Annotated in this window: 17 protein-coding genes; 13 read left to right on the top strand and 4 right to left on the bottom strand. The window is 57.6% G+C overall.

The genetic code is table 11. The features are described from left to right. Positions 1-118 precede the first annotated feature (118 nt). The 10 genes from AC2FGE_RS03230 to bhcD all read left to right on the top strand — a co-directional run bounded on the left by AC2FGE_RS03230 (position 119) and on the right by bhcD (position 12,357). Positions 119-1,159, top strand: coding sequence for a helix-turn-helix domain-containing protein (locus AC2FGE_RS03230; protein ID WP_496817754.1), 1,041 nt, complete (start codon positions 119-121; stop codon positions 1,157-1,159). A 234-nt stretch (positions 1,160-1,393) separates the two neighbouring features. After that, positions 1,394-2,482, top strand: a complete 1,089-nt coding sequence (locus AC2FGE_RS03225; RefSeq protein ID WP_496818286.1) for an ABC transporter ATP-binding protein — start codon at positions 1,394-1,396, stop codon at positions 2,480-2,482. A gap of 102 nt (positions 2,483-2,584) precedes the next feature. Further along, positions 2,585-3,676: an extracellular solute-binding protein gene (locus AC2FGE_RS03220; RefSeq protein ID WP_496817753.1), complete on the top strand. Its 1,092-nt coding sequence runs from the start codon at positions 2,585-2,587 to the stop codon at positions 3,674-3,676. Positions 3,677-3,748: 72 nt separating this feature from the next. Next, positions 3,749-5,023, top strand: coding sequence for an ABC transporter permease (locus AC2FGE_RS03215; protein ID WP_496817752.1), 1,275 nt, complete (start codon positions 3,749-3,751; stop codon positions 5,021-5,023). 5 nt (positions 5,024-5,028) lie between these two features. Beyond that, the gene (locus AC2FGE_RS03210; protein WP_496817751.1) at positions 5,029-6,240 is read left to right on the top strand and encodes an ABC transporter permease; all 1,212 of its coding nucleotides are present in this window, start codon (positions 5,029-5,031) and stop codon (positions 6,238-6,240) included. Positions 6,241-6,405: 165 nt separating this feature from the next. Next, positions 6,406-7,626 (top strand): aminopeptidase P family protein, encoded by a 1,221-nt coding sequence (locus AC2FGE_RS03205; protein ID WP_496818285.1) that lies wholly within the window; start codon positions 6,406-6,408, stop codon positions 7,624-7,626. A 309-nt stretch (positions 7,627-7,935) separates the two neighbouring features. After that, the gene (gene bhcA, locus AC2FGE_RS03200; RefSeq protein WP_496817750.1) at positions 7,936-9,126 is read left to right on the top strand and encodes an L-aspartate--glyoxylate aminotransferase BhcA; all 1,191 of its coding nucleotides are present in this window, start codon (positions 7,936-7,938) and stop codon (positions 9,124-9,126) included. Positions 9,127-9,137: 11 nt separating this feature from the next. After that, positions 9,138-10,112, top strand: coding sequence for a beta-hydroxyaspartate dehydratase BhcB (bhcB, locus tag AC2FGE_RS03195; protein ID WP_496817749.1), 975 nt, complete (start codon positions 9,138-9,140; stop codon positions 10,110-10,112). Positions 10,113-10,122: 10 nt separating this feature from the next. After that, positions 10,123-11,286, top strand: coding sequence for a 3-hydroxy-D-aspartate aldolase BhcC (bhcC, locus tag AC2FGE_RS03190; protein WP_496817748.1), 1,164 nt, complete (start codon positions 10,123-10,125; stop codon positions 11,284-11,286). Positions 11,287-11,376: 90 nt separating this feature from the next. Next, a complete protein-coding gene (bhcD, locus tag AC2FGE_RS03185) occupies positions 11,377-12,357 on the top strand; it encodes an iminosuccinate reductase BhcD (protein WP_496818284.1) in 981 nt (326 codons plus the stop codon). Positions 12,358-12,435: 78 nt separating this feature from the next. On the opposite strand, the gene AC2FGE_RS03180 is transcribed toward bhcD, so the two are convergent. The 3 genes from AC2FGE_RS03180 to AC2FGE_RS03170 form a co-directional block, all read right to left on the bottom strand. Beyond that, the gene (locus tag AC2FGE_RS03180; RefSeq protein WP_496817747.1) at positions 12,436-12,840 is read right to left on the bottom strand and encodes a hypothetical protein; all 405 of its coding nucleotides are present in this window, start codon (positions 12,838-12,840) and stop codon (positions 12,436-12,438) included. 187 nt (positions 12,841-13,027) lie between these two features. Further along, on the bottom strand, positions 13,028-14,245 hold the full coding sequence (locus tag AC2FGE_RS03175) for a fumarylacetoacetate hydrolase family protein (RefSeq protein WP_496817746.1): 1,218 nt from the start codon (positions 14,243-14,245) through the stop codon (positions 13,028-13,030). A 97-nt stretch (positions 14,246-14,342) separates the two neighbouring features. Beyond that, positions 14,343-15,095, bottom strand: a complete 753-nt coding sequence (locus tag AC2FGE_RS03170; protein ID WP_496817745.1) for a MipA/OmpV family protein — start codon at positions 15,093-15,095, stop codon at positions 14,343-14,345. A gap of 446 nt (positions 15,096-15,541) precedes the next feature. On the opposite strand from AC2FGE_RS03170, the gene AC2FGE_RS03165 reads away from it, so the two are divergent. Beyond that, a complete protein-coding gene (locus AC2FGE_RS03165) occupies positions 15,542-17,173 on the top strand; it encodes an alpha-D-glucose phosphate-specific phosphoglucomutase (protein WP_496817744.1) in 1,632 nt (543 codons plus the stop codon). A 13-nt stretch (positions 17,174-17,186) separates the two neighbouring features. Here AC2FGE_RS03165 and AC2FGE_RS03160 read toward each other — a convergent pair whose 3' ends face one another. Continuing rightward, positions 17,187-17,870, bottom strand: a complete 684-nt coding sequence (locus AC2FGE_RS03160) for a DnaA N-terminal domain-containing protein (RefSeq protein ID WP_496817743.1) — start codon at positions 17,868-17,870, stop codon at positions 17,187-17,189. A 468-nt stretch (positions 17,871-18,338) separates the two neighbouring features. Between AC2FGE_RS03160 and AC2FGE_RS03155 the strand changes: the two genes are divergently transcribed. Continuing rightward, positions 18,339-19,646 carry an AAA family ATPase gene (locus tag AC2FGE_RS03155; RefSeq protein WP_496817742.1) on the top strand — a complete coding sequence of 436 codons (1,308 nt, stop codon included), beginning with the start codon at positions 18,339-18,341 and terminating at the stop codon, positions 19,644-19,646. Next, positions 19,643-20,749, top strand: a complete 1,107-nt coding sequence (locus AC2FGE_RS03150) for a ParB/RepB/Spo0J family partition protein (protein ID WP_496817741.1) — start codon at positions 19,643-19,645, stop codon at positions 20,747-20,749. Before AC2FGE_RS03155 ends, AC2FGE_RS03150 begins: the two co-directional genes overlap by 4 nt. The last annotated feature ends 654 nt before the right edge of the window (positions 20,750-21,403 follow it).

The raw sequence follows: 21,403 nt of genomic DNA, 5'->3' as shown, positions 1-21,403 counted from the left end.
CATGACCTGCCGATTTCAAAATCCGGCGGGTTTTCTTCAGAATCGGCGAGGGTTTTCTGAAATCGACCAGCCCAAACCGTTGACCCGGGCAGGAAACGCCCGTTCTGTTGGGGTCAGAATGTCCGATCTGGCAATGTTTGATATCTTTCTCAGAGGTGCCGCCCTTGGCGCCCTTGTTTTATGCGCCTGTATCTTCCTCAACGGTCGCGTGAACAGAAAGGGACTGTCTGTCGTAGCGCTCTGCTTGTGCCTTTGCCCCTATCTGATCGTATCCACACCAGATATCCCGCTGCACCCGATGGCGCAGGCCGCGCTGATCTGGGTGGCCGCGCTGGTGCCGGTTCTGCTGTATTGGGCTGCGCTTGAGCTTTTTCAGGATCATGTAAATGTAAAGCCATGGCAGATCGGGCTTGCGGTGATGATTGTCACCTCGGCCTGGTTTTCGCATTTGCATGTCTGGGTCGCAGCACTGCGTGGACTCGCTGCGCTTTTGCTATTTTTACACATGCTCAGTGTGGTGATACGCGGGGATGCGGATGACCTGATCGCCCAGCGCCGCCAGTTCAGGCGGTGGTTCTTGGTCTGGGTTCTGGGTCTTGCCAGCGTCATCACTGCCGTTGAGATCCTGCAACTGGACCGCACAATGCCGCGCGGGCTGTTTGCCCTGCAAGCGGGCGTCATATTTCTGTCCGCGGCGGCGTTTCTTGGATGGTCGGTAGACTTGCGCCCGGATATTTGGCGCACCGCACCACGCAGCGCTTCGGAAAACATACCGGCCAACCCGGCCCAAGCAGCTTTAGCACAACGCATTCAACACGCCATGGAACAAGGGTTGTGGCGTCACGAGGGGCTGACCGTAGCCCAGCTTGCGGCGCATCTGCACACGCCAGAGCATCGCATCCGGGCCGCGATCAATCAGGGCATGGGGCACCGGAACTTCCCAGGCTACGTCAACACGTTCCGCATTATCGAAGCGCAGAAACTGCTGATCGAACCCGAAATGGAGGGCCGCACCGTGCTCAGCATCGCCTTTGATGTGGGCTTTTCCTCACTCGGTCCGTTTAACCGTGCTTTTCGGGATCAAACTGGAACAACACCAACTACATTTAGAAAACAGCACTTAGAAAGAACAAGAACGTTGGACGCGAGCAGTGCCTAGACTGCCAACGCAATAAGCAGTACTCGACTCACCAAACGTTGAAATTGTTCGCAAAAGAAAAGATTTTTGACTAAATTGTTCGCGAGGTCGACATTTGTCGATCGCGCCCATTCAATCCAAGATTTGTTGTTGCATTACGTAACCGCCTTGGTCTTAAATCTTTCGGACAGATCAATGAAATCCGCAAAACGCGGATAATCATTTGACGCTACAGGGGGTCTTGTGACCGAATCTATGAACGACGCCGCGTTTGTCGAATTCCAACGCGTTCAAAAATCTTATGATGGCGAAAACCTCGTCGTCAAAGATCTTAACCTCGCCATGCCAAAAGGTGAATTTCTGACCATGCTGGGCCCCTCGGGTTCGGGCAAGACAACATGTCTGATGATGCTGGCCGGGTTTGAAACCGCCACCCATGGTGAAATTCTTCTGGACGGCAAGCCGATCAACAACATCCCGCCGCACAAGCGTGGCATCGGCATGGTCTTTCAGAACTATGCCCTGTTCCCGCATATGACTGTGGCCGAGAACCTCTCGTTCCCGCTTGAGGTGCGCAAACTGGGCAAGTCCGAGCGCGAGGAAAAGGTCAAACGCGCGCTGGATATGGTTCAGATGGGAGCCTTTGGCGGCCGCCGTCCGGCGCAGCTTTCCGGGGGTCAGCAACAGCGGATCGCACTGGCGCGTGCGCTGGTGTTTGAGCCTGAGCTGGTCTTGATGGACGAACCGCTGGGCGCGTTGGACAAACAGCTGCGCGAGCATATGCAGTTCGAAATCACCCGCCTTGCGCATGAGCTGGGCATCACGACGGTCTACGTAACCCACGACCAGACCGAAGCGCTGACCATGTCAGATCGCGTCGCAGTGTTCGATGATGGCCGCATTCAGCAGCTGGCCCCGCCGGATCAGCTGTATGAGGAACCCGAAAACAGCTTCGTTGCGCAGTTTATTGGTGAAAACAATACAATGGAAGGCGTGATCAAATCGATTGATGGCGACACCTGCCTTGTGCAACTGGATGACGGGTCCGAGATTGATGCGGTTCCAATCAATGTGAACGCTCCGGGTGACCGGACCAAAGTGTCTATCCGGCCCGAACGCGTCGAATTCAACAAGGACCGCCTGCATGCCGATGCACATACGCTAAAGGCAACGGTCAAGGAGTTCATCTATATGGGTGATGTGTTCCGCTTCCGCATGTCGGTTGCCGGGAATGATGAGTTCATCGTCAAGACGCGCAACGCCCCCGATGCCATTCGCCTTCAGCCCGGTCAAGAGATCGACATTGGCTGGCTGGCAAAGGATTGTCGTGCGCTTGACGCATAGACCAAACCGCGCAGTACAAGCGCGGTTTCACCGAGGGACCGGCTGGCGAGAACCCGTGCGCCAGCTGACAACACAACAAACGGGACTTACTGGGAGTATCATATGAAACCGACAAAGACACTACTGACGGTGGCCGCGCTTGCGACGGCTGCTGGTGCCGTTTCAGCCGAGGAGATGACAATCGTCTCGTGGGGCGGTGCTTATTCGAAGTCTCAGCTGAAAGCGTATCACGAGCCCTATTCGGAAAAGACCGGCGTCACCATCCTGAATGATGACAGCTCGGCCGAAGCGGTTGCGAAACTGCGCGCCATGAACGAAGCGGGCAACATCACATGGGATGTGGTGGACGTGGTTGCCGCTGACGCGATCCGCCTGTGCGACGAAGGTCTGGCACTGGAAATCGACCCCGACACAATGCTGGCACCGGCACCCGATGGTACACCAGCTTCGGAAGATTTCGGTGATCTGCTGGTCAGCGACTGCTTTATCCCGCAGATCGTTTATTCGACCACCTTCGGCTATCGCACCGATCTGGTTGGCGACACTCCGCCCACCGATGTCTGCGCGGTTTTCGATCTGGAAACTTATCCGGGCAAGCGTTCGCTTGAGAAGCGTCCGATCAACAACATGGAATGGGCTCTGATCTGTGACGGCGTCGCCAAGGACGATGTCTATGACGTGCTGGCCACTGAAGAAGGTCAGAACCAGGCACTGGCCAAGCTGGGCACCATCAAAGACAACGTTGTCTGGTGGTCTGCCGGTGCTGACACGCCGCAGCTGCTGGCCGATGGCGAAGTTATCATGGGCTCCACCTACAACGGTCGTCTGTTCAGCGTCATCGAAGAGCAGAACCAGCCCGTCGCCATGCTGTGGGACGCGCAGGTGTTCGATCTGGACGGCTGGATCATTCCCGCCGGTCTAAGCGAAGAGCGTCAGCAGCAGGCGCTGGACTACATCATGTTCGCGACCGATACGCAGCGTCTGGCAGATCAGGCCAAATACATCTCGTATGGCCCGGCTCGCGCCTCCTCGGCGCCGCTGGTTGGTCAGCATGCCGATCTGGGCATCGACATGGCACCGCATATGCCGACCGATCCGGAAAACGCCAAGAACACGTTCCTCTATAACTACGAGTTCTGGGCTGACTACCGTGATGACATCGACGCCAAATTCCAGGCGTGGCTGGCACAATAAGCCGGGCTTGACGCCATAAAACCGTCGGGGGCGGTGCGCCGCCCCCAGACCAAGACAAAACAGGGTACAATGATGACGGACGCAAGCGAAAACGCAGGGCCAATGCTGGCTGCAGACGGTACGCCGCTGAAACAGTCACTGGCGCGGTCATTGCGGCGGCAAAAGCTCAGGGCTTTGATGCTGATCGCCCCGCTGCTTCTGTTTGTCATGTTCTCCTTCATCGTTCCTATCGCCTCGATGCTGTTCCGTTCGGTCGAAAACAGCATAGTCGCCGAAACCCTGCCGCTGACGGTTCAGGCCTTGGGCGAATGGGATGAAAAATCCGGTGAATTGCCGGATGAGGCCGTCTATGACGCCTTTGTTCGCGACATGGTTGTCGCCATCGACAACAAAACGCATACCCGTCTGGGCTCGCGTCTGAACTACGAAGAAACAGGCATGTCTTCGATGTTCCGCAGGTCAGGACGTAGCATCAAGAAACTGGACCCGGAAACCGATGGTCCGTTCAAAGAGCAACTGATCGAAATTCACGACGGATGGGGCGAGCCCAATACATGGGCCGTCATCAAAACCCATTCGCCTGCAATCACCAATGGCTATTTCCTCAATGCGGTCGACATGCGCCGCACCCCCGAGGGCGCGCAGTCACAGCCCGAAGACAAGCAGATCCTGATCAAGCTGTTCGGCCGGACCCTGTTCATGTCGCTGGTGATCACCGCCTCGTGCATCCTGCTGGCCTACCCGGTCAGCTACTTGCTGGCGACATTGCCGATGCGCGTATCGAACATATTGATGATACTGGTTCTCCTGCCGTTCTGGACGTCGCTTCTGGTGCGAACCTCGGCGTGGAAAGTCATGCTGCAACAACAGGGGGTGATCAACGAAACCCTTGTCTGGCTTGGTCTGGTGGCTGACGATGCGCGGCTGGTGATCATCAACAACCAGATTGGCACGATCATCGCGATGACGCATATCCTGCTGCCGTTCATGATCCTGCCGATGTATTCGGTGATGCAGACGATCCCGCCCGCGTACACCCGCGCGGCGAAGTCCATGGGGGCCACCAACTGGACAACCTTCTGGCGCATCTATTTCCCGCAATCTATTCCAGGCATCGGTGCGGGATCGATCCTCGTGTTCATTCTGGCGATCGGCTACTACATCACGCCGGAAATCGTGGGCGGCACCAAGGGTGTCTTCATCTCGAACCGGATCGCCTACCACATCTCGTCCTCGCTGAACTGGGGACTGGCCGCGGCATTGGGAACGATCCTTCTGGCGGTCGTGCTGCTGCTCTACTGGTGCTACGACAAGATCGTGGGCATTGATAACGTGAAGCTGGGATAATCGAAATGGCCGCACTTACTCCGATATCCCGCAAACCACTTTCGATAGTCCTACCCAGCGTCGCACTGGCCGGGGCCTTTGCCGGCGTCTTTGTCGGCGCAGGCAACGGATCAATTTTTCTGGGCATTTTGATCGGCGCCGCCCTGATCGCCGCGCTGGCCTGGGTCTACATCACCGTCCTGAAGAACGAGCAACTGGCCCGCTGGATCAACATCCTGGGCTTCGGGATCGGAGGGTTCCTGCTCGCCGGACCCCTTGGCGGAGTTCTGGGCCTGTTGGGCGGGTGGTTTTTTGCCTGGTTCACCTATTGGCTTTATGAAGGCCGCTATCGTCAGAAGCTGCTGCCTTATCTGACCGCGAAACAGGTGTTTTACCACTACCTGTTCCGCGTGATCTGCGGCGCGATCTTCGTGTTCCTGATCACGCCCATCCTTGTGGTCTTGCCGCTGTCGTTCAACGCGCAGGACTTCTTTACCTTCACGCCGGAAATGCTGCGGCTCGACCCCGAGGGGTACTCGCTCAAGCATTATCGCGACTTCTTTACGAACAACGAATGGCAGCGCAGCTTCAAGAACTCGCTGATCATCGCGCCGATCGCGACCGTCCTGTCAGTGACACTGGGCACACTGGCCGCCATCGGGCTCAGCCAATCCCACGTGCCGGGACGGCGCGCCATCATGGGTATTCTGATTTCCCCCATGATCGTGCCGCTGATCATTTCAGCCACCGGCATGTTCTTTTTCTACAGCGACATTGGCCGCTTCCTAGAAGGGACATTGGGCATGAATAAGAACTTCGTGGGCTATCTGAAGGTTATCCTGGCCCACGCCGTTCTGGGTATTCCATTCGTCATCATCACCGTCACTGCGACGCTGGTGGGCTTTGACCGCTCGCTGACCCGCGCTGCCGCGAATATGGGTGCAGGACCGGTACGGACCTTCTTCAAAATCCAGATGCCGCTGATCCTGCCGGGCGTGATCTCGGGCGGGTTGTTTGCCTTCATCACCTCGTTTGACGAGGTCGTCGTGGTCCTGTTCGTCGGCTCCGCCAGCCAGAAAACCCTGCCCTGGCAGATGTTCACAGGCCTGCGCGAACAGATCAGCCCGACCATTCTGGCGGTCGCCACAATCCTCGTGGTTCTGTCCATCGCGCTGCTGACCACGGTCGAGCTGCTGCGTCGTCGATCGGAACGTCTGCGGGGTCTTTCCCCCGCTTGACGGATCGCATCGTCTGATCTAACGATTTCCCTGTTCACCCTCGCTGCGATGGCGTCGCGGCACGTAAGGGGGTGATCGGCTCTCGGACCCCGAGACCGCCTGTCCTGAACGCCGGGACATGTGGCCGGGTTCTTGCTTTTCCCGGCAAAGATGAGAGACCATATGATGAAAGACCTATCCAATCGCCCCGAATTCTTCACCTGCCACAATGGTGACAAGGCCCCCCTGCCCTTTAGCAAAGGCGAATATGATCGCCGCCTGTCCAAGCTGCGGGCCGTGATGGCGCAGCGGGACATTCCCGCCGTCCTGCTGACCTCGATGCAGAACATCGCCTATTACTCGGGGTTTCTGTACTGCGCCTTTGGCCGCCCCTATGGTTGCGTCGTTACACAGGACGCCTGCACAACCGTATCGGCCAATATCGATGCGGGTCAGCCCTGGCGCCGCTCGGTCGATGAAAACGTGATCTACACCGACTGGCAGCGCGACAATTACTGGCGCGCGGTGGCCAGCCTGATCAGTGGCGCAAAACGCATCGGCATCGAAGGCGACCACATGACGCTGGCCGCCCGCGATACCGCCCTGCGCATGCTGGACGCACCCGAACTGGTGGATATCGCGCCCGACACCATGGCCGCCCGCATGGTGAAATCCGCAGAAGAGATCGCGCTGATCAAAGGCGGCGCGCGCACCGCCGATGTGGGGGGTGCCGCCATCCACGCCGCGATCCGCGAAGGCGCGACCGAGATCGAAATCGCCATGGCAGGCCGCGATGCGATGGAGGCTGAAATCGCCCGCGCCTATCCGCAGGCCGAATACCGCGACACCTGGGTCTGGTTCCAGTCGGGTCTGAACACCGACGGGGCCCATAACCCGGTGACCAAACGCGCGCTGCAAAAGGGCGATATCCTGTCTCTGAACACCTTCCCGATGATCTCGGGCTACTACACCGCGCTGGAACGCACCTTGTTTCTGGGCGAGCCCGATGCCGACAGCCTGCGCCTGTGGCAGGCCAACGTGGCCGCGCATGAACTGGGCCTGAGCCTGATCAAACCCGGCGCGACCTGTTCCGGCATCACCGCCGAGATCAACCGCTTCTTCGCTCAGGAAGGCCTGCTGCAATACCGCTCTTTCGGCTACGGTCACTCGTTCGGCATCCTCAGCCATTACTACGGGCGTGAGGCCGGTCTGGAACTGCGCGAGGATATCGACACAGTATTGGAACCCGGCATGGTCGTCTCGATTGAGCCGATGCTGTGGATCCCCGAAGGCCAGCCCGGCGCGGGCGGCTATCGCGAACATGACATTCTGATCGTGGGCGACGATGGCGCTGAAAACATCACCGGCTTCCCCTATGGACCCGGCCACAACATCATCGGCGCCTAAAGCGCTTCGGCGGGGCCCCGGCCCCGCCCATCTTTCCTAAACGCTCTTGCGCAAGAAAAAGATGTTGGATGCGATAGCTATCAAATCACGAACGAATCTCAGATCAATCTCGCGCAAATATTCGTCAATTTAGCTCGCCCCACACACATTTTTTAGTTTTCCCAATTTTGATCCATGAAAATGAAAAAATAAGCTATCTTGCATTTTCAGTGATTTACGCGGTTTCCTGACCTACCGAAAAACATTTTCGAGAAAATTGCAGTTCTGACCCCCGGATAGGACACTCTTCTCAAAGCAGAGGAAGTGACAATGTCCAACCAGAACCCGGTCTTCATTCCCGGCCCCACAAACATCCCCGACCGTTTGCGCCTGGCGATGCAGGTCCAAACTCAGGACCACCGCGCCCCGGATTTCGTTGAGACCTTCGCGCCAATCCTGGAAGGCACCAAAAAGGTCTTTGGTACCACGACCGGACAGATCGTCACCTTCCCGTCCAGTGGAACCGGTGGATGGGAGGCCGCAGTGACCAACACGCTCAGCCCCGGCGATGCAGTTCTGGTCGCCCGCTACGGCATGTTCAGCCACCGCTGGATCAACCTGTGCCAACGTCATGGGTTGGATGTTCGGATCATTGAATGCGCCTGGGGCAGCGGCGCGCCGGCGGCGAAATTTGCCGAGGCTTTGGCTGCCGATACGGGCCATGAGATCAAGGCCATTCTGGTCACCCATAATGAAACCGCCACCGGTGTGCGATCTGATATCGCCGCCATACGCAAGGCGATGGACAGCAGCAATCACCCGGCGATGCTGTTTGTGGATTGCGTCAGCTCGCTGGCCTCGATGCCATTCGAGTTTGATGACTGGGGCGTTGATATCGCAGTGTCCGGCTCGCAGAAGGGCTTCATGTTGGCGACCGGCATGGCGATCCTGTGCGTCAGCCCCAAAGCGCTTGCGGCGATGGAAGCGGCCAAGCTGCCGCGTACCTTCTTTGACTTCCGCGACATGATAAACGCCAACGCATCGGGAGGGTTCCCCTACACCCCGCCATTGCAGCTGATCTATGGTCTGCGCGAAAGCCTGAAGATGCTGTTCGAAGAAGGCCTGAACACTGTCTATGCCCGCCACTTCCGTCTGGCCGAAGGCGTGCGCAAGGCCACCGCGGCCTGGGGGCTGCAGCTGGTGGCACAGTCGCCGGATCTCTACTCGGATACGGTCAGCGCAATCTATGTGCCAGAAGGCTTCGACAGCAATGCGCTGACCGACCATGCCTTTACCGCCTATGGCGTCAGCTTTGGCATCGGGCTGGGTGAGATGAACGGGAAAGCCTTCCGCATCGGCCATCTCGGCAGCCTGACGGATGTGATGGTGTTGTCCGGTCTGGCTACCATCGAAATGGCCATGGCCGATCTGGACTATCCGATCAAGCTGGGCAGTGGTGTCGCGGCGGCGCAGGAATACTTCCGCGCAAGCCACGCCTCCCCCATGCAATCCGCAGCATAAGGTGGGGCCTGATGCTTGACGCGATGACCTCGGCTGATTGCCTGACCCTAGCCGATATGCGCGAAGCGCATGAGCGGATCAAACCACATATCAACCGCACCCCGGTGCTGCGATCCGCCTATCTGGACGATCTGACCGGCGCGCAGTTGTTCTTCAAATGTGAAAACTTTCAGGAGGCGGGCGCCTTCAAAGTGCGCGGCGCCTGCAACGCCGTCTTTGGGCTGAATGATCAGGCCGCCCAGCGCGGTGTCTGCACGCATTCTTCCGGCAACCATGCGCTCAGCCTGTCTTATGCCGCCGGGCGCCGGGGCATCCCGTGCAACGTAGTGATGCCGCGCACAGCGCCGCAAGCCAAGAAAGATGCGGTGCGCCGTTATGGCGGGATCATCACCGAATGCGAACCCTCGACCACATCGCGCGAGGCAGTTTTTGCCGAAGTGCAGACGCGCACAGGTGGTGAGTTCGTGCACCCTTACAACGATCCCCGGGTGATCGCGGGGCAAGCGACCTGCTCGGCGGAACTGCTGCACCAGACCGACGGTCTGGATGCCGTGGTCGCGCCGATTGGCGGCGGCGGCATGATCTCGGGCACCTGCCTGACCCTGTCGAACCTCGCGCCTGAAGTGAAGATCTATGCCTCGGAACCGGAACAGGCCGACGATGCCTATCGCAGCTTCAAAGCGGGTCACATCATCGCTGATGACGCGCCGGTCACCATCGCCGACGGGTTGAAAGTGCCGCTAAAGGAAAACACCTGGCACTTTGTGTCGAACTTCGTCAGCGACATTCACACCGCCAGCGAAGACGAAATCATCGCAGCGATGAAGATCACCTGGAAATACCTGCGCATCGTGATGGAGCCCAGCTGCGCGGTGCCGCTGGCGACCATCCTGAAGCACCCGGAGGTGTTCAAGGGCAAACGCGTCGGCGTGATCATCACCGGCGGCAATGTGGATCTGGACAAACTGCCCTGGATCAAGGGTTGAGGAGGACATCATGAACACGCCCGCAAACATCGAACAACTTGAAGTCGGCTACGACATCCCCGCTGCCATCGGCATGGACGCATCCGACATCCAGACCCCGGCGCTGGTGCTGGATCTGGATGCGCTGGAGCGTAACATCAAGAAGATGGGCGATTATGCCAAAGCCCATGGCATGCGCCACCGGGTGCATGGCAAGATGCACAAATCCGTCGATGTGGCCCGATTGCAGGTCGAGCTGGGCGGTGCCTGCGGCATCTGCAGCCAAAAAGTGTCCGAGGCTGAGGTTTTTGCCCGGGGCGGTATCAAGGATGTGCTGGTGTCCAATCAGGTGCGTGATCCGGCTAAAATCGACAGGCTGGCGCGGATGCCCAAGCTAGGCGCGCGGATCATCTGCTGCGTCGACGATATCGACAATGTCGCCGACCTGTCCGAAGCGGCCCAGCGCCACGGCACCCAGATCGAATGTCTGGTCGAGATCGATTGCGGCGCGGGTCGTTGTGGCGTGACCACCACCCCCGAGGTCATCGCCATCGCCAAGGCCATCGACGCGGCCTCCGGGCTGAAGTTTGCCGGTCTCCAGGCCTATCAGGGCGCGATGCAGCACATGGACCTCTACGAGGATCGCAAAGCCAAGATCGACATCGCCGTGGCGCAGGTGAAAGGCGCCGTGGATGGATTGAAGGCCGAAGGGCTGGACTGCGACATCGTCGGCGGCGGCGGCACGGGGTCCTACTACTTCGAGAGCACGTCGGGCGTGTATAACGAACTGCAATGCGGCTCTTACGCCTTCATGGACGCCGATTACGGCCGCATCCTCGATGAAAACGGCAACCGCATCGACCGGGGAGAATGGGAGAACGCATTCTTCATCCTCACCAGCGTCATGAGCCATGCCAAGGCAGACAAGGCCATCGTCGATGCGGGCCTCAAGGCGCAATCGGTGGACAGCGGCTTGCCGGTGATCTTTGGCCGCACGGATGTGGAATATGTCAAATGCTCGGACGAGCATGGCGTGGTTGCCGACCCGGACGGTGTTCTCAAGGTCAATGACAAGCTGCACCTGATCCCGGGCCACTGCGACCCGACCGCCAATGTGCATGATTGGTATGTGGGTGTTCGGAACGGCAAAGTTGAAGCGCTTTGGCCGGTCTCTGCCCGCGGCAAGGCTTACTAAGCCGCCGCACATGCGTCCCGGGCGGCAGTTTTCCCTTCCCCTGCCGCCCGGACCTGCACCCCAGAGCTTAAGGAAAAGGTCATGAAAGATATGACAGACACACCCCTGCTGATCGTCGGAGAAGACCTGTGCCAGCAACTGGTTGGCCGCGCCGAAGCGTTTGACGCCGTGCAGGATGTCTTCGCTGCCATGGCGCGCGGCGATGCCTATAACTTCCCGGTCATCCGTGAGGCCATCGGCTATGCCGACGCGCTTTATGGTTTTAAATCCGGCTTCGACCGCACCGGGCAGGTGCTGGGCGTCAAATCAGGCGGCTACTGGCCGGGTAACATGGACAAGGGTCTAACCAACCACCAATCCACCGTCTTCCTGTTCGATCCCGATACCGGGCGCCTGTCGGCGCTGGTCGGTGGCAACTATCTGACCGCGGTGCGCACGGCGGCATCCTCGGCTGTCTCCATTGCGCATCTGGCGCGTAAGGAAGCTAAGGTACTGGGCATGGTCGGCGCAGGCCATCAATCAACCTTCCAGCTGCGCGCCGCTGCCGAACAGCGCGATTTTGAGAAAGTTGTCGCCTGGAACCCCCACCCCGAGATGCTGCCCCGTCTGGGCGCGGTTGCGACCGAGCTGGGTCTGGGCTTTGAGGCCGTCACCCAGGAAGAGCTGGGCGCGCAGGCGGATGTGATCATCACCATCACATCCGCCTTTGAACCACTGCTGATGAAAGAGTGGGTCAAACCCGGCACCCATCTGGCCTGTATGGGCACCGACACCAAAGGCAAACAAGAACTCGACGCCACGCTGGTCGCTTCGGCAACTGTCTTCACCGATGAGGTCGCGCAGTCCATCACCATCGGCGAGGCCCAACACGCCATCGCAAACGGCACCCTGACCGAGGATCAGATCACCCCCATCGGGGCAGTCATCAACGGTGATCATCCGGGCCGCAGCAGCGATGACGAGATCACGCTGTTCGACGGCACCGGCGTTGGCCTGCAGGACCTGGCTGTCGCCTCGGTTGCCGCCCATCTGGCGGGCAAGGCCGGGCTGGCTGAACAGGTGGTACTCTAGACACACGCTTCTTCCAAGCGGGCTTTGGGCAGGTCGATCCGTCGGCCTGTCTGCCATGCCGGATCAGCAAGATTGCAATCAGTTTTTCTTGACTAGCCGATGCGTGTTTTTTTCAAGCAGCCCCCACCGCTCCAGCTTGTCTGGGTTTTCTCTAAGCGGATCATCGGGGTCGCGCTCTGACGGGGATTGTTGGAAGGCGATCGCACCGGATCGCACAAGCAATCTGCGCAGCTCATCATCCTCAAACCCTCTTATATGTGACTTGATGGTGTAAAAGCTTCGCAACTCCCACCCTTGGCGGTCCAGCAGATGAATGATCGCCGCTTCGGTTGAGGTTTCAAGCTTCAGTTCTTCGCGTATTCTGACATGTTCGTGCCGTGACTGATAATGCGCGGTAAGATATGCAACGATGATCGAGGCAATGATCGCCACGAACCATTGGTTTTTCGAAACCCACTCCCAAACGACGTTTAGCCAATCCATGTCTTCACCCTCAGCTACTGCTCTGACACCAAAGCCTCAGCTGCGTGTTTTGGCAAGATCGTCGCACCGGATCGCAGGATGAAGAATTGCAATGCTGCGCGCCAGGCACTTCTGGCGCCCCCTTCGGGTCGCGCCCACCGTGACGTAGAAAGGCGGCAGGATGGAACCCGCCGCCATGGACCTGGATCTACCCGTTCTTTCCAACCACCTGGATCCGTATGGACCCCATTGAGTTTGATACATACTCAACCGTGTCACCAATTTGCAAAAACCGGTTTGATGCCAGTTCCTGACGTATGAAGCTTTCGATAACGCCTTCATATCCAGACATGGATGAAAGGAATGAAGCCGAACCGATATAGTTCAACACGCCACGGGTGATCTGCCTGACCGAGGGTGGCATAAAGATCACCCCCTCCGGCGTACCGGACATCAGCGCCTGACCTTGATGAATCTTGGCATCATCCACCAGCAGCCAATTCTGATCCTGATAGACAAAGCGGGTGGATGTAGTGTCAGACAGTACCTTTTCTACCAGCTTGTCAAAGCCCAGTGTCATTTCACCACCATGGGCATCCTGTCTCAGGATACCATCTCGGTAGGTCTGGATACGCTCGGCTTTGACAAAGTCTTCCCAGTTCGATGGGATGACCAGAAACGGCCCGCTGGGAAAGAACCCAACTCCGCTTTTTGAATCGCTGAACCCAAGGCCCGAGTCAAAGTTATCGGTGTCGATCATACGCATCAGCTTGGACCGGTCCGTAAAGTCGCCACACAGGAAAAAGCCTTTCTGCGCATGCGCGAAATCTTCCATCGTCGCGATATCACGATCAAAGCGGGTGCAAATCTCTACCTCATAGTCCAGAAGAACGCCCGGTTCGTATGAAACAGTTGTCACCGGAGGGGTCGAACGCCCAAATTTGGGAAAGTTGAAAACCAGTTCGCTTTGGGTTTCTGCGGCATGTTCCGGAAAGTTGGTGCCTGAACCTATGTGCCGATCAGCGTCTCCTGCGGCCGGTAACAACTGATCAATGCGATAAGTCTCGGTCACTACATCGCCGCTGCCCGAAAGGCTGCGCTGGTACAAGCTTTGCAGTTCATCGCGGCCCAGCTGATTCAGCACGTGAAACGGGCTGACATCCAACGAAGCACCATAGGCCGACAGATCGACACCCCGTACTTCATCATTTTCCAGACCCGTCACCAGAACTGCCCTGATCTGACCTTCCGCATCCAGGGTCTGAGAGAATGTAAGCGCTTGCTCGGGCGGCAATACACCCGAGACCATGGGCTCGTCTGCAACTGAAATTGCATTCACCCGGTTGGGGTCCTCATCAAAGGCATACGCCCACACCAGAACACTGCCAAACAGCCCCGCCAAAGCGCCCAGGACGACTCGTTTCATGTTTTCACCTTGCTGTTAAGAGTATGGGCAATGCGCCAAGCTGCGAATTGCCTATCTGTGTTTTGCCCCGTCGATGACGGGCCGTGGTCAACCAGGCCTAGAAGTTAAAGGAAACTCCGATCCGAGCGCTCAAGATGTCGTCTTCATCGATGATGGGGCTGTCAGATACCTCGCCAGGAAGAAAATCAGCTCTTAGCCCGCCGACCAGAACCCAGCGGTCATTGATCGGGCGAACCGCGTTGATTTCCGCAAACGGTATATACACATTCCCCGGCGCATATGCTGGGCGGCCCGGGCGGCTTTCGGCATCAGACACACCCCAAACATATTCGCTCAGGCCGTCGCTCTGCCATCCGACACCGCCGACAAATTCCAGTGAAAGTTTGCCAAGCTGTGTGCCGTATCGCGCGTCCAGCACGATTTCCTGCCCTTCGTGTTCGCCGGTCACTTCCTGACGAAATGTTGCGCCTGCGCCAAAGCCCCGACCCAAATCATAGTCGAGTTCTAGAGCCAGATCGCCTGTGATCTCTCGGTCGATCCCGTCCAGCTCTGGTGCGTCGGTGGAAAACAGGCCGGAAAAACGCGGCACCAGCCCAAGTGAAACGGACAGACCGTTTGCATCATAGGCCTCATACTCGATCCCAAGCGTACCGATCGAAAGGGGGCCATTGCGGTAGGTGATCAGCGGATAGGGAACAACCTCGGTGTCTTCGCCCAGATAAGGGTTTGTCGCGATCCCTGCGACCAGACCAAGCTGCCACTGGCCTGACGGTGCAGCGTCTTGCGCAAAACCGGGGCTCGCAAGACCCGCAACTGACGCAGCAGCAGTGAGGAATTTTAGATTTCGCAAGTTATGTTTCCTTCTAACGAGGTTCTTGGTCTGAGATGGTGATCATCTCTGGGTGCGCGCGCAGGATTGCCCCTGCGGCTGCTGCAAGAGGTAATTGGGCTTCGATATTTCAGCAGGTGCGTTCGGATCATATTTTTGGTGCAATCGGCGCGTATCCAGACAGGTGCGACACCTGACCCGGTTTTCACCGCAATGCCTAGACAGCGAATGGAGGTGCTGCGTCAGGTTGGCAAAACACCGTATGCCGGCCACGCTCGGCCACAAATGATTTCGGGGGAACACATGAAGACAGATCACCCAGGCGATACCGACAGGCTTGTGACCTGCACCCCCTCTGCCCTATCACTTCATTATCATTGTCCGACGCACGACCCGCGTAGGGCTCAGATATTTACGGACCTGGCGCGCACCACCTGCGTCAATGTTCAGAACAAGGAATTTAAAACATGCCGATCGTGACACAGCCCTGCACCGCTTTTGCGGGCCAGAAACCCGGAACCTCGGGACTGCGCAAAAAGACGCGGGTGTTTATGGAGCCGGGCTATCTGGAGTGTTTTGTCCAGTCGATCTTCAACGCCATTGACGGTGGCGTGGGCAAAACGCTGGTCATTGGCGGCGACGGTCGGTTCTTCAATGCCGGGGCCATCCAGATCATCCTGCGCATGGCCGCAGCCAATGGCACGGCCCGGGTGATCGTCGGCCAGAATGGTCTGCTGTCTACACCGGCCGCGTCGAACCTGATCCGCAAGCGAAAGGCCGATGGCGGCTTTATCCTGTCGGCCAGTCACAATCCCGGTGGCATCGATGCGGATTTCGGTCTGAAGTTCAACGGGTCGAACGGCGGCCCAGCCTCGGAAAGCCTGACCGAGAAATTCTATGCGCAATCACAAACCATCGCCGAGTATCACACGCTAACAACCGACGATATCGACCTCAGCCAGATTGGCACATCTCAGCTTGAGGGGATGCAGATCGAAATCGTCGACCCGGTCACCGATTACGCCGATCTGATGCGCGAACTGTTCGATTTTGATGCGATCCGGGCCCTTCTGTCCGATGGCTTTACCCTGCGCTTCGACGCGATGCATGCGGTGACGGGACCTTATGCAACCACGATCCTTGAGCAGGAACTCGGCGCGCCAACGGGTTCGGTGCTCAACGCAATACCCTCCGTCGATTTCGGCAAGGGCCATCCTGACCCCAACCCCATCTGGGCCAAGCCGCTGGTCGATCTGGTCATGTCACCCGACGGGCCGGATTTTGCCGCAGCCTCTGACGGAGATGGCGACCGCAACATGATCCTGGGTAAAGGCATCTATGTCACCCCATCGGACAGCCTGGCGGTTCTGGCTGCCAATGCGCAGCTGGCCCCGGGTTATGCCAAAGGTTTGGCCGGCGTCGCCAGATCCATGCCCACAAGCACCGCGGTAGACCGCGTGGCCAGCCATCTTGGCCTCGATTGCCATGAAACTCCAACCGGCTGGAAGTTCTTTGGAAACCTGCTAGACGCCGGTCGGATCACTTTGTGCGGAGAAGAGAGTGCAGGGACCGGATCGGATCACGTGCGCGAAAAAGACGGATTATGGGCAGTACTCCTGTGGCTGAATATTCTCGCAAAACGCCGGGTTTCGGTCCGCCAGGTCATGGAAGACCACTGGCAGACCTATGGGCGGAACTATTACTCGCGCCACGACTACGAAGGCGTGGACAGCGCCAAGGCTGATCAGATGATGTCGGAGCTTATCGCACGGCTAACAGACCTCCCCGGCAGCGGCACGGATGGGCTTGTGATCGCGACCGCAGATCAATTTTCCTATCACGACCCCGTCGATGGATCGGCCAGCCATAATCAAGGCATCCGCATCGTCTTTGAAAACGGCAGCCGCGGTGTGATCCGCCTGTCCGGTACCGGTACGGATAACGCCACCATCCGCGTCTACCTGGAAAGGTTCACGCCAAAGGATGGCGATCTGGGGGCCGATCCGCAAAGTGCCCTGAGTGGGGTTGCCAATGTCATCGTCGCGATTACCAGGTTGCAAGAGATTTGCGGGCGGTCTTCTCCGGATGTGATAACCTGATTGCATGACCGGCCTATTCAGAGGTCTCAAAACGTAGCGTTCGTATGCTCGGATCAACCCGGCTGTAGGCGGCCAGAAGCCGTGCGCTCCATTTCTGGGCAATGTAATCTGCCATAAAACGCGATGGGGCGATCAACGTGGCAACACCCCCTGCCCTTTCGGCTTCGCTGAGATGTTGGAACCAACTCGCCCAAAGTTCTGGGTCTCGGCCATGTAGAATGGCTTGCACCTGAGTCCAGACATCATCTGCAGCCCCATCAGGCGATACCGGTTTGGCCTTGAAGGGCACGATATTGGTGGCCGCTTCGGGCTCTTCGGTCATGCGCGCCTGGAAATCAGTGCCAATCACAGGCCAGACCTCTGAGGTGTCCAGCATCAGCTGTTTCAAATCCAGCTCGTATACCGCCACGCGCCCGCGCGCAGCTGGTCGTTTGACCACGATCCACCCCATCGCGCGAAACTTCGCCATTTCGCGTTTTACTGTGCGTTCATTCACCGACCACAGCCGCGAGATTTCTTCTCGTCCAATCGACAGCTCATTGCTACGCCAGTTGTACCGCGTGGTGATCAGGGCGACGATACGAAGGATACTGCGCTGGCGATGCTTGTCGCCCGACAGCGCATGTACCGTCAGTGCCGATAGAATATCGTACTTGAGGGCGGGTGCATTACGCCCGACCGGTTTTGCAAGCTGCATCCTCTTTCTCACCGCTCTGGTCTGCCTCATGCGGGTCTTACCGCCGTGTCACGCTGTTTGCCAACGCTTTTCATCATCTTGCAGCGATTAGCGTCCAAAGCTTCGATTCTGTCAAGCAGAGTCTCAATTCAGACCAGTTTGAGAACAGATCCAGATCCAATCAATAAAAGAAATTTGGTGAAGTATTGGTGAAGGGGGACGTCCTGGATGTCCCCCTTATTTGGCTATGTTGTCCCCCTAAATGGGGTTACCTACACATTAGTGACCCCCTAATTGTGGGCGGGGCGGTGATGCGCGGCTGTGTCGTTCAGTGCCCCTGGCTCCGAATCGCTCAGCGTTGCGATGACCCTTGTTTTCTTACCCGTGGGTAAGTTTCATCTTCATGATATTTTCTTTTGCGTAAAGTGCAAATCGGGCGTAAATAGAAAAAAGGCAACAAATAGCGTCCTATTAAACGAGAGCTGAGGCATGTACACGCACCAAGATCTAAACGCATTGCGCAATCAATCGCTGAAACTGCAGGGCTGGATACGGCAGCAGACCTTCAGCCCCGAGATGGAGAAGACGCTCCGTCGCTTCTCTAGCTGGGAAGTGTCCGAGCTGATCTTTCGGATCAACCAGTCGACCTTCCGCGGTAAGCTTGCCGCTGACCCTTCGCTGCCCGGTGGTGAGGTCGAGCCAGATGGCCGACAGCGCTGGTTCAGCCTGGAAGAGGTGAACGAGCTGCGTCGCAGGCTCAAGGTGAACCGCAAATCCCTGATGCCGCCTCGCCCCGCTGGCAAGCGCGCCATGCGCGCGGCTGTCGCCAATTTCAAAGGTGGTGCCGGGAAATCGACCGTTGCCTTGCATCTGGCGCATGCGGCTGCGTTGGATGGGTACCGTGTGTTGGTGGTGGATTTCGACCCGCAGGCCACCCTGAGCCATTCGATGGGCCTGACTGATGTGGCCGAGGATTTTACCGTCTGGGGTATCATGGCGCGTGATCTGATCCGTGAAACAGAGCGGATGAACAACCGTCCCGCCGCGGCCGAATCCGGTACCGCCCTGCCCCGCCGGGAGTTGCCACCCGCTATCACTGGCATGGGGCTGGGTGATCTGCGGGTTGCCGACTTTATTCGGCAGACCTCCTGGTCGACGATCGATGTGATCCCGTCCTGTGCTAATGCGGCTTTCGTCGAATTTGCATCGGCTCAGTACCGGCACCTGAACCCCGAATGGTCGTTCTTTGCAGCGGTGTCGCGTTACCTGGATCAGATCCCGGATGACGCGTATGACCTGATCCTTTTTGATTGCCCGCCCGCGATTGGCTATCAGTCTATGAACGCGGTCTTTGCGGCGGATATGCTCTATATCCCTTCCGGGCCGGGGTATTGGGAATACGACTCGACCACCTCTTTCATCGGTCAGCTGGCCGAGGCGCTTGAAGATTTGGCCTATGGGTTCGACAAGACCTTACCCACGGGTAAGATCGGTCTTCCCAAAACCTTCTGCGAGCTTCGCTTTCTGCTGACGCGTTATGAGCCGGGCAACGCCCTGCACCTTGCGATGTTCGAAGCGTTCCGCAAGGTCTTTGGCGATAATGTCGCGCAGCACCCGGTGGAAATGACCCGCGCGGTTGAACAGTCCGGCCGTTTCCTAAGCTCGGTTTACGAGATGGATTACCGCGAGATGACGCGCGAAACCTGGCGCCGCGCGCGTTCGACCTTTGACAATGTCTATGAAGAATTCCGGGACGTCATGCTGACGGCCTGGGACAAGCTGGAGGATGACGCATGAGCCGTAAACGCAGAATGTTCGACATCGATATGCCGGCGATGGAGGACATCCCCGTCGGCAGGGTTCCTGACAAGATTCTGGACAAGCGGCGCGGTCCTATGGCCGCGGCGATCTCTGAAAACGCGGATGCCTTGCGCGATCAGCAATCGACTGAAGATACGATCCGTGCCGAAAATGATCGATTGGCGCATGAACTGGTGCGGTTGCGATCTGAAGGTTTGGTGACCGAGCGCGTGGCGCTTTCGAATGTCGTCACTGAAAAGCTGACGCGGGACCGCAAAGATGGACCGGATGCCGAGTTGGAGGAATTGAAAGACTCGATTCGCGATATCGGCCTGTCAAATCCAATTCGGCTGGAACGTCGCTCGGATGGGCGGTTTGACCTGATACAGGGCATGCGCCGCTTGTCTGCCTATCGTGCCCTATACGAGGAAACGGGTGAGGAGATTTACGCAGAAATCCCGGCGGGCATTTCGGACGCTGCGGATATCAACGACAGCTACCGGCGTATGGTGGATGAGAACCTTATCCGCAAGGATATCTCTTTTGCGGAAATGGGCGCTTTGGCGCGCGCCTATACAGAAGATTCGGCAAATGAATGCGCGGATGTGGATAAGGCGGTGGCAATTCTGTTCAAGTCTGCCAGCTACACCAAGCGCAGCTATATCCGAGCGTTTGCGAGTTTGTTGATGATGTTGGACAAGGTGCTGATGCATCCAAATGACATCCCGCGTAATCTCGGTGTTGAGCTGAAACGTAAACTGGACGCTGATCCTGGTTTGGTACGTCAAGTGAGCACCGCTGTGATGAGCGAACCGGAACGGGACTCCGCGCGTGAAATGGCGATCCTTCGATCGTTTTTAGAGGTTCAGACGGGGGGCGAAAAAAAACCAGCACCGAGCAGCCCTGGAAAAACACGCCGTGCAAAAACGACGTTTCAAGTCTCTGGGCGGGCAGGGGTTGCTAGATGCTCTGCTTCGAATGGGCGCATCGAATTAAAGTACGACCTTGATTTCACACGAGTGGATCGCAGCAAGTTGGAACAGGCTGTTGCCGTCTTACTTGATGGCCTTCAAGAAGAGGATGATCTTACCCACGGGTAAGGAATTCGTTTAGTAAGGCGAAGTCAAGCACCGGGCTAGAAGCCCGGTGCTTTTCGTTCAAGCTCCATCAAATGGTCAACGGCGGAGGGGGGGTAGGGCAGGGACCTACCAAAACACTCAGACCTTGGTACGGGAGTGTTTCGGTCAGACCGGATCAAGCAATCTGGCGTGTTTAATCATTTGGCGCAGGGCCAACCATTCTGTTGTCTGCAGGTTGCACGAGAGTAGGGCGGTGGCCTCCAAAGCCGCTGCAAACGGGCGCTTGGACATATAAATTATTAACAACGGATGTCGGCCTATGGCGCTGACCGAAGAAACCACCAGGAGTGAATGCTGCGCATGCGACCCGGGCTAGGCAGGGCAGGGGACGGGCTGATGAGTTCTAGCCCGCCACTTTGAGCCCCTGTCTGGGCAGAATGGGTTGCGCGTGACAACGGTTTACATTCGGCTCCTCCATGGGTGCCCAAAGGTGCTCAAAAAGTATATATTATGCGCATTAAAGTAATGTGGAGTAGGAAAAAAACGGGCGGGATGGACTCTGTTGGGATGTGTCGCAAACTCTGGGGTCTATTTGAGGTGGTTCTGTCGCAATTTTCTTTGAAGGCTGATGATATCGCGCAGGCGGGTCTATTCCCCTGCCAGTTGGGCAAATTG

This window comes from Ruegeria sp. YTSA075 (genome assembly GCF_059610245.1).
The sequence above is the reverse complement of the archived record's forward strand: the minus strand, read 5'-3'. Positions and strand labels throughout refer to the sequence as shown.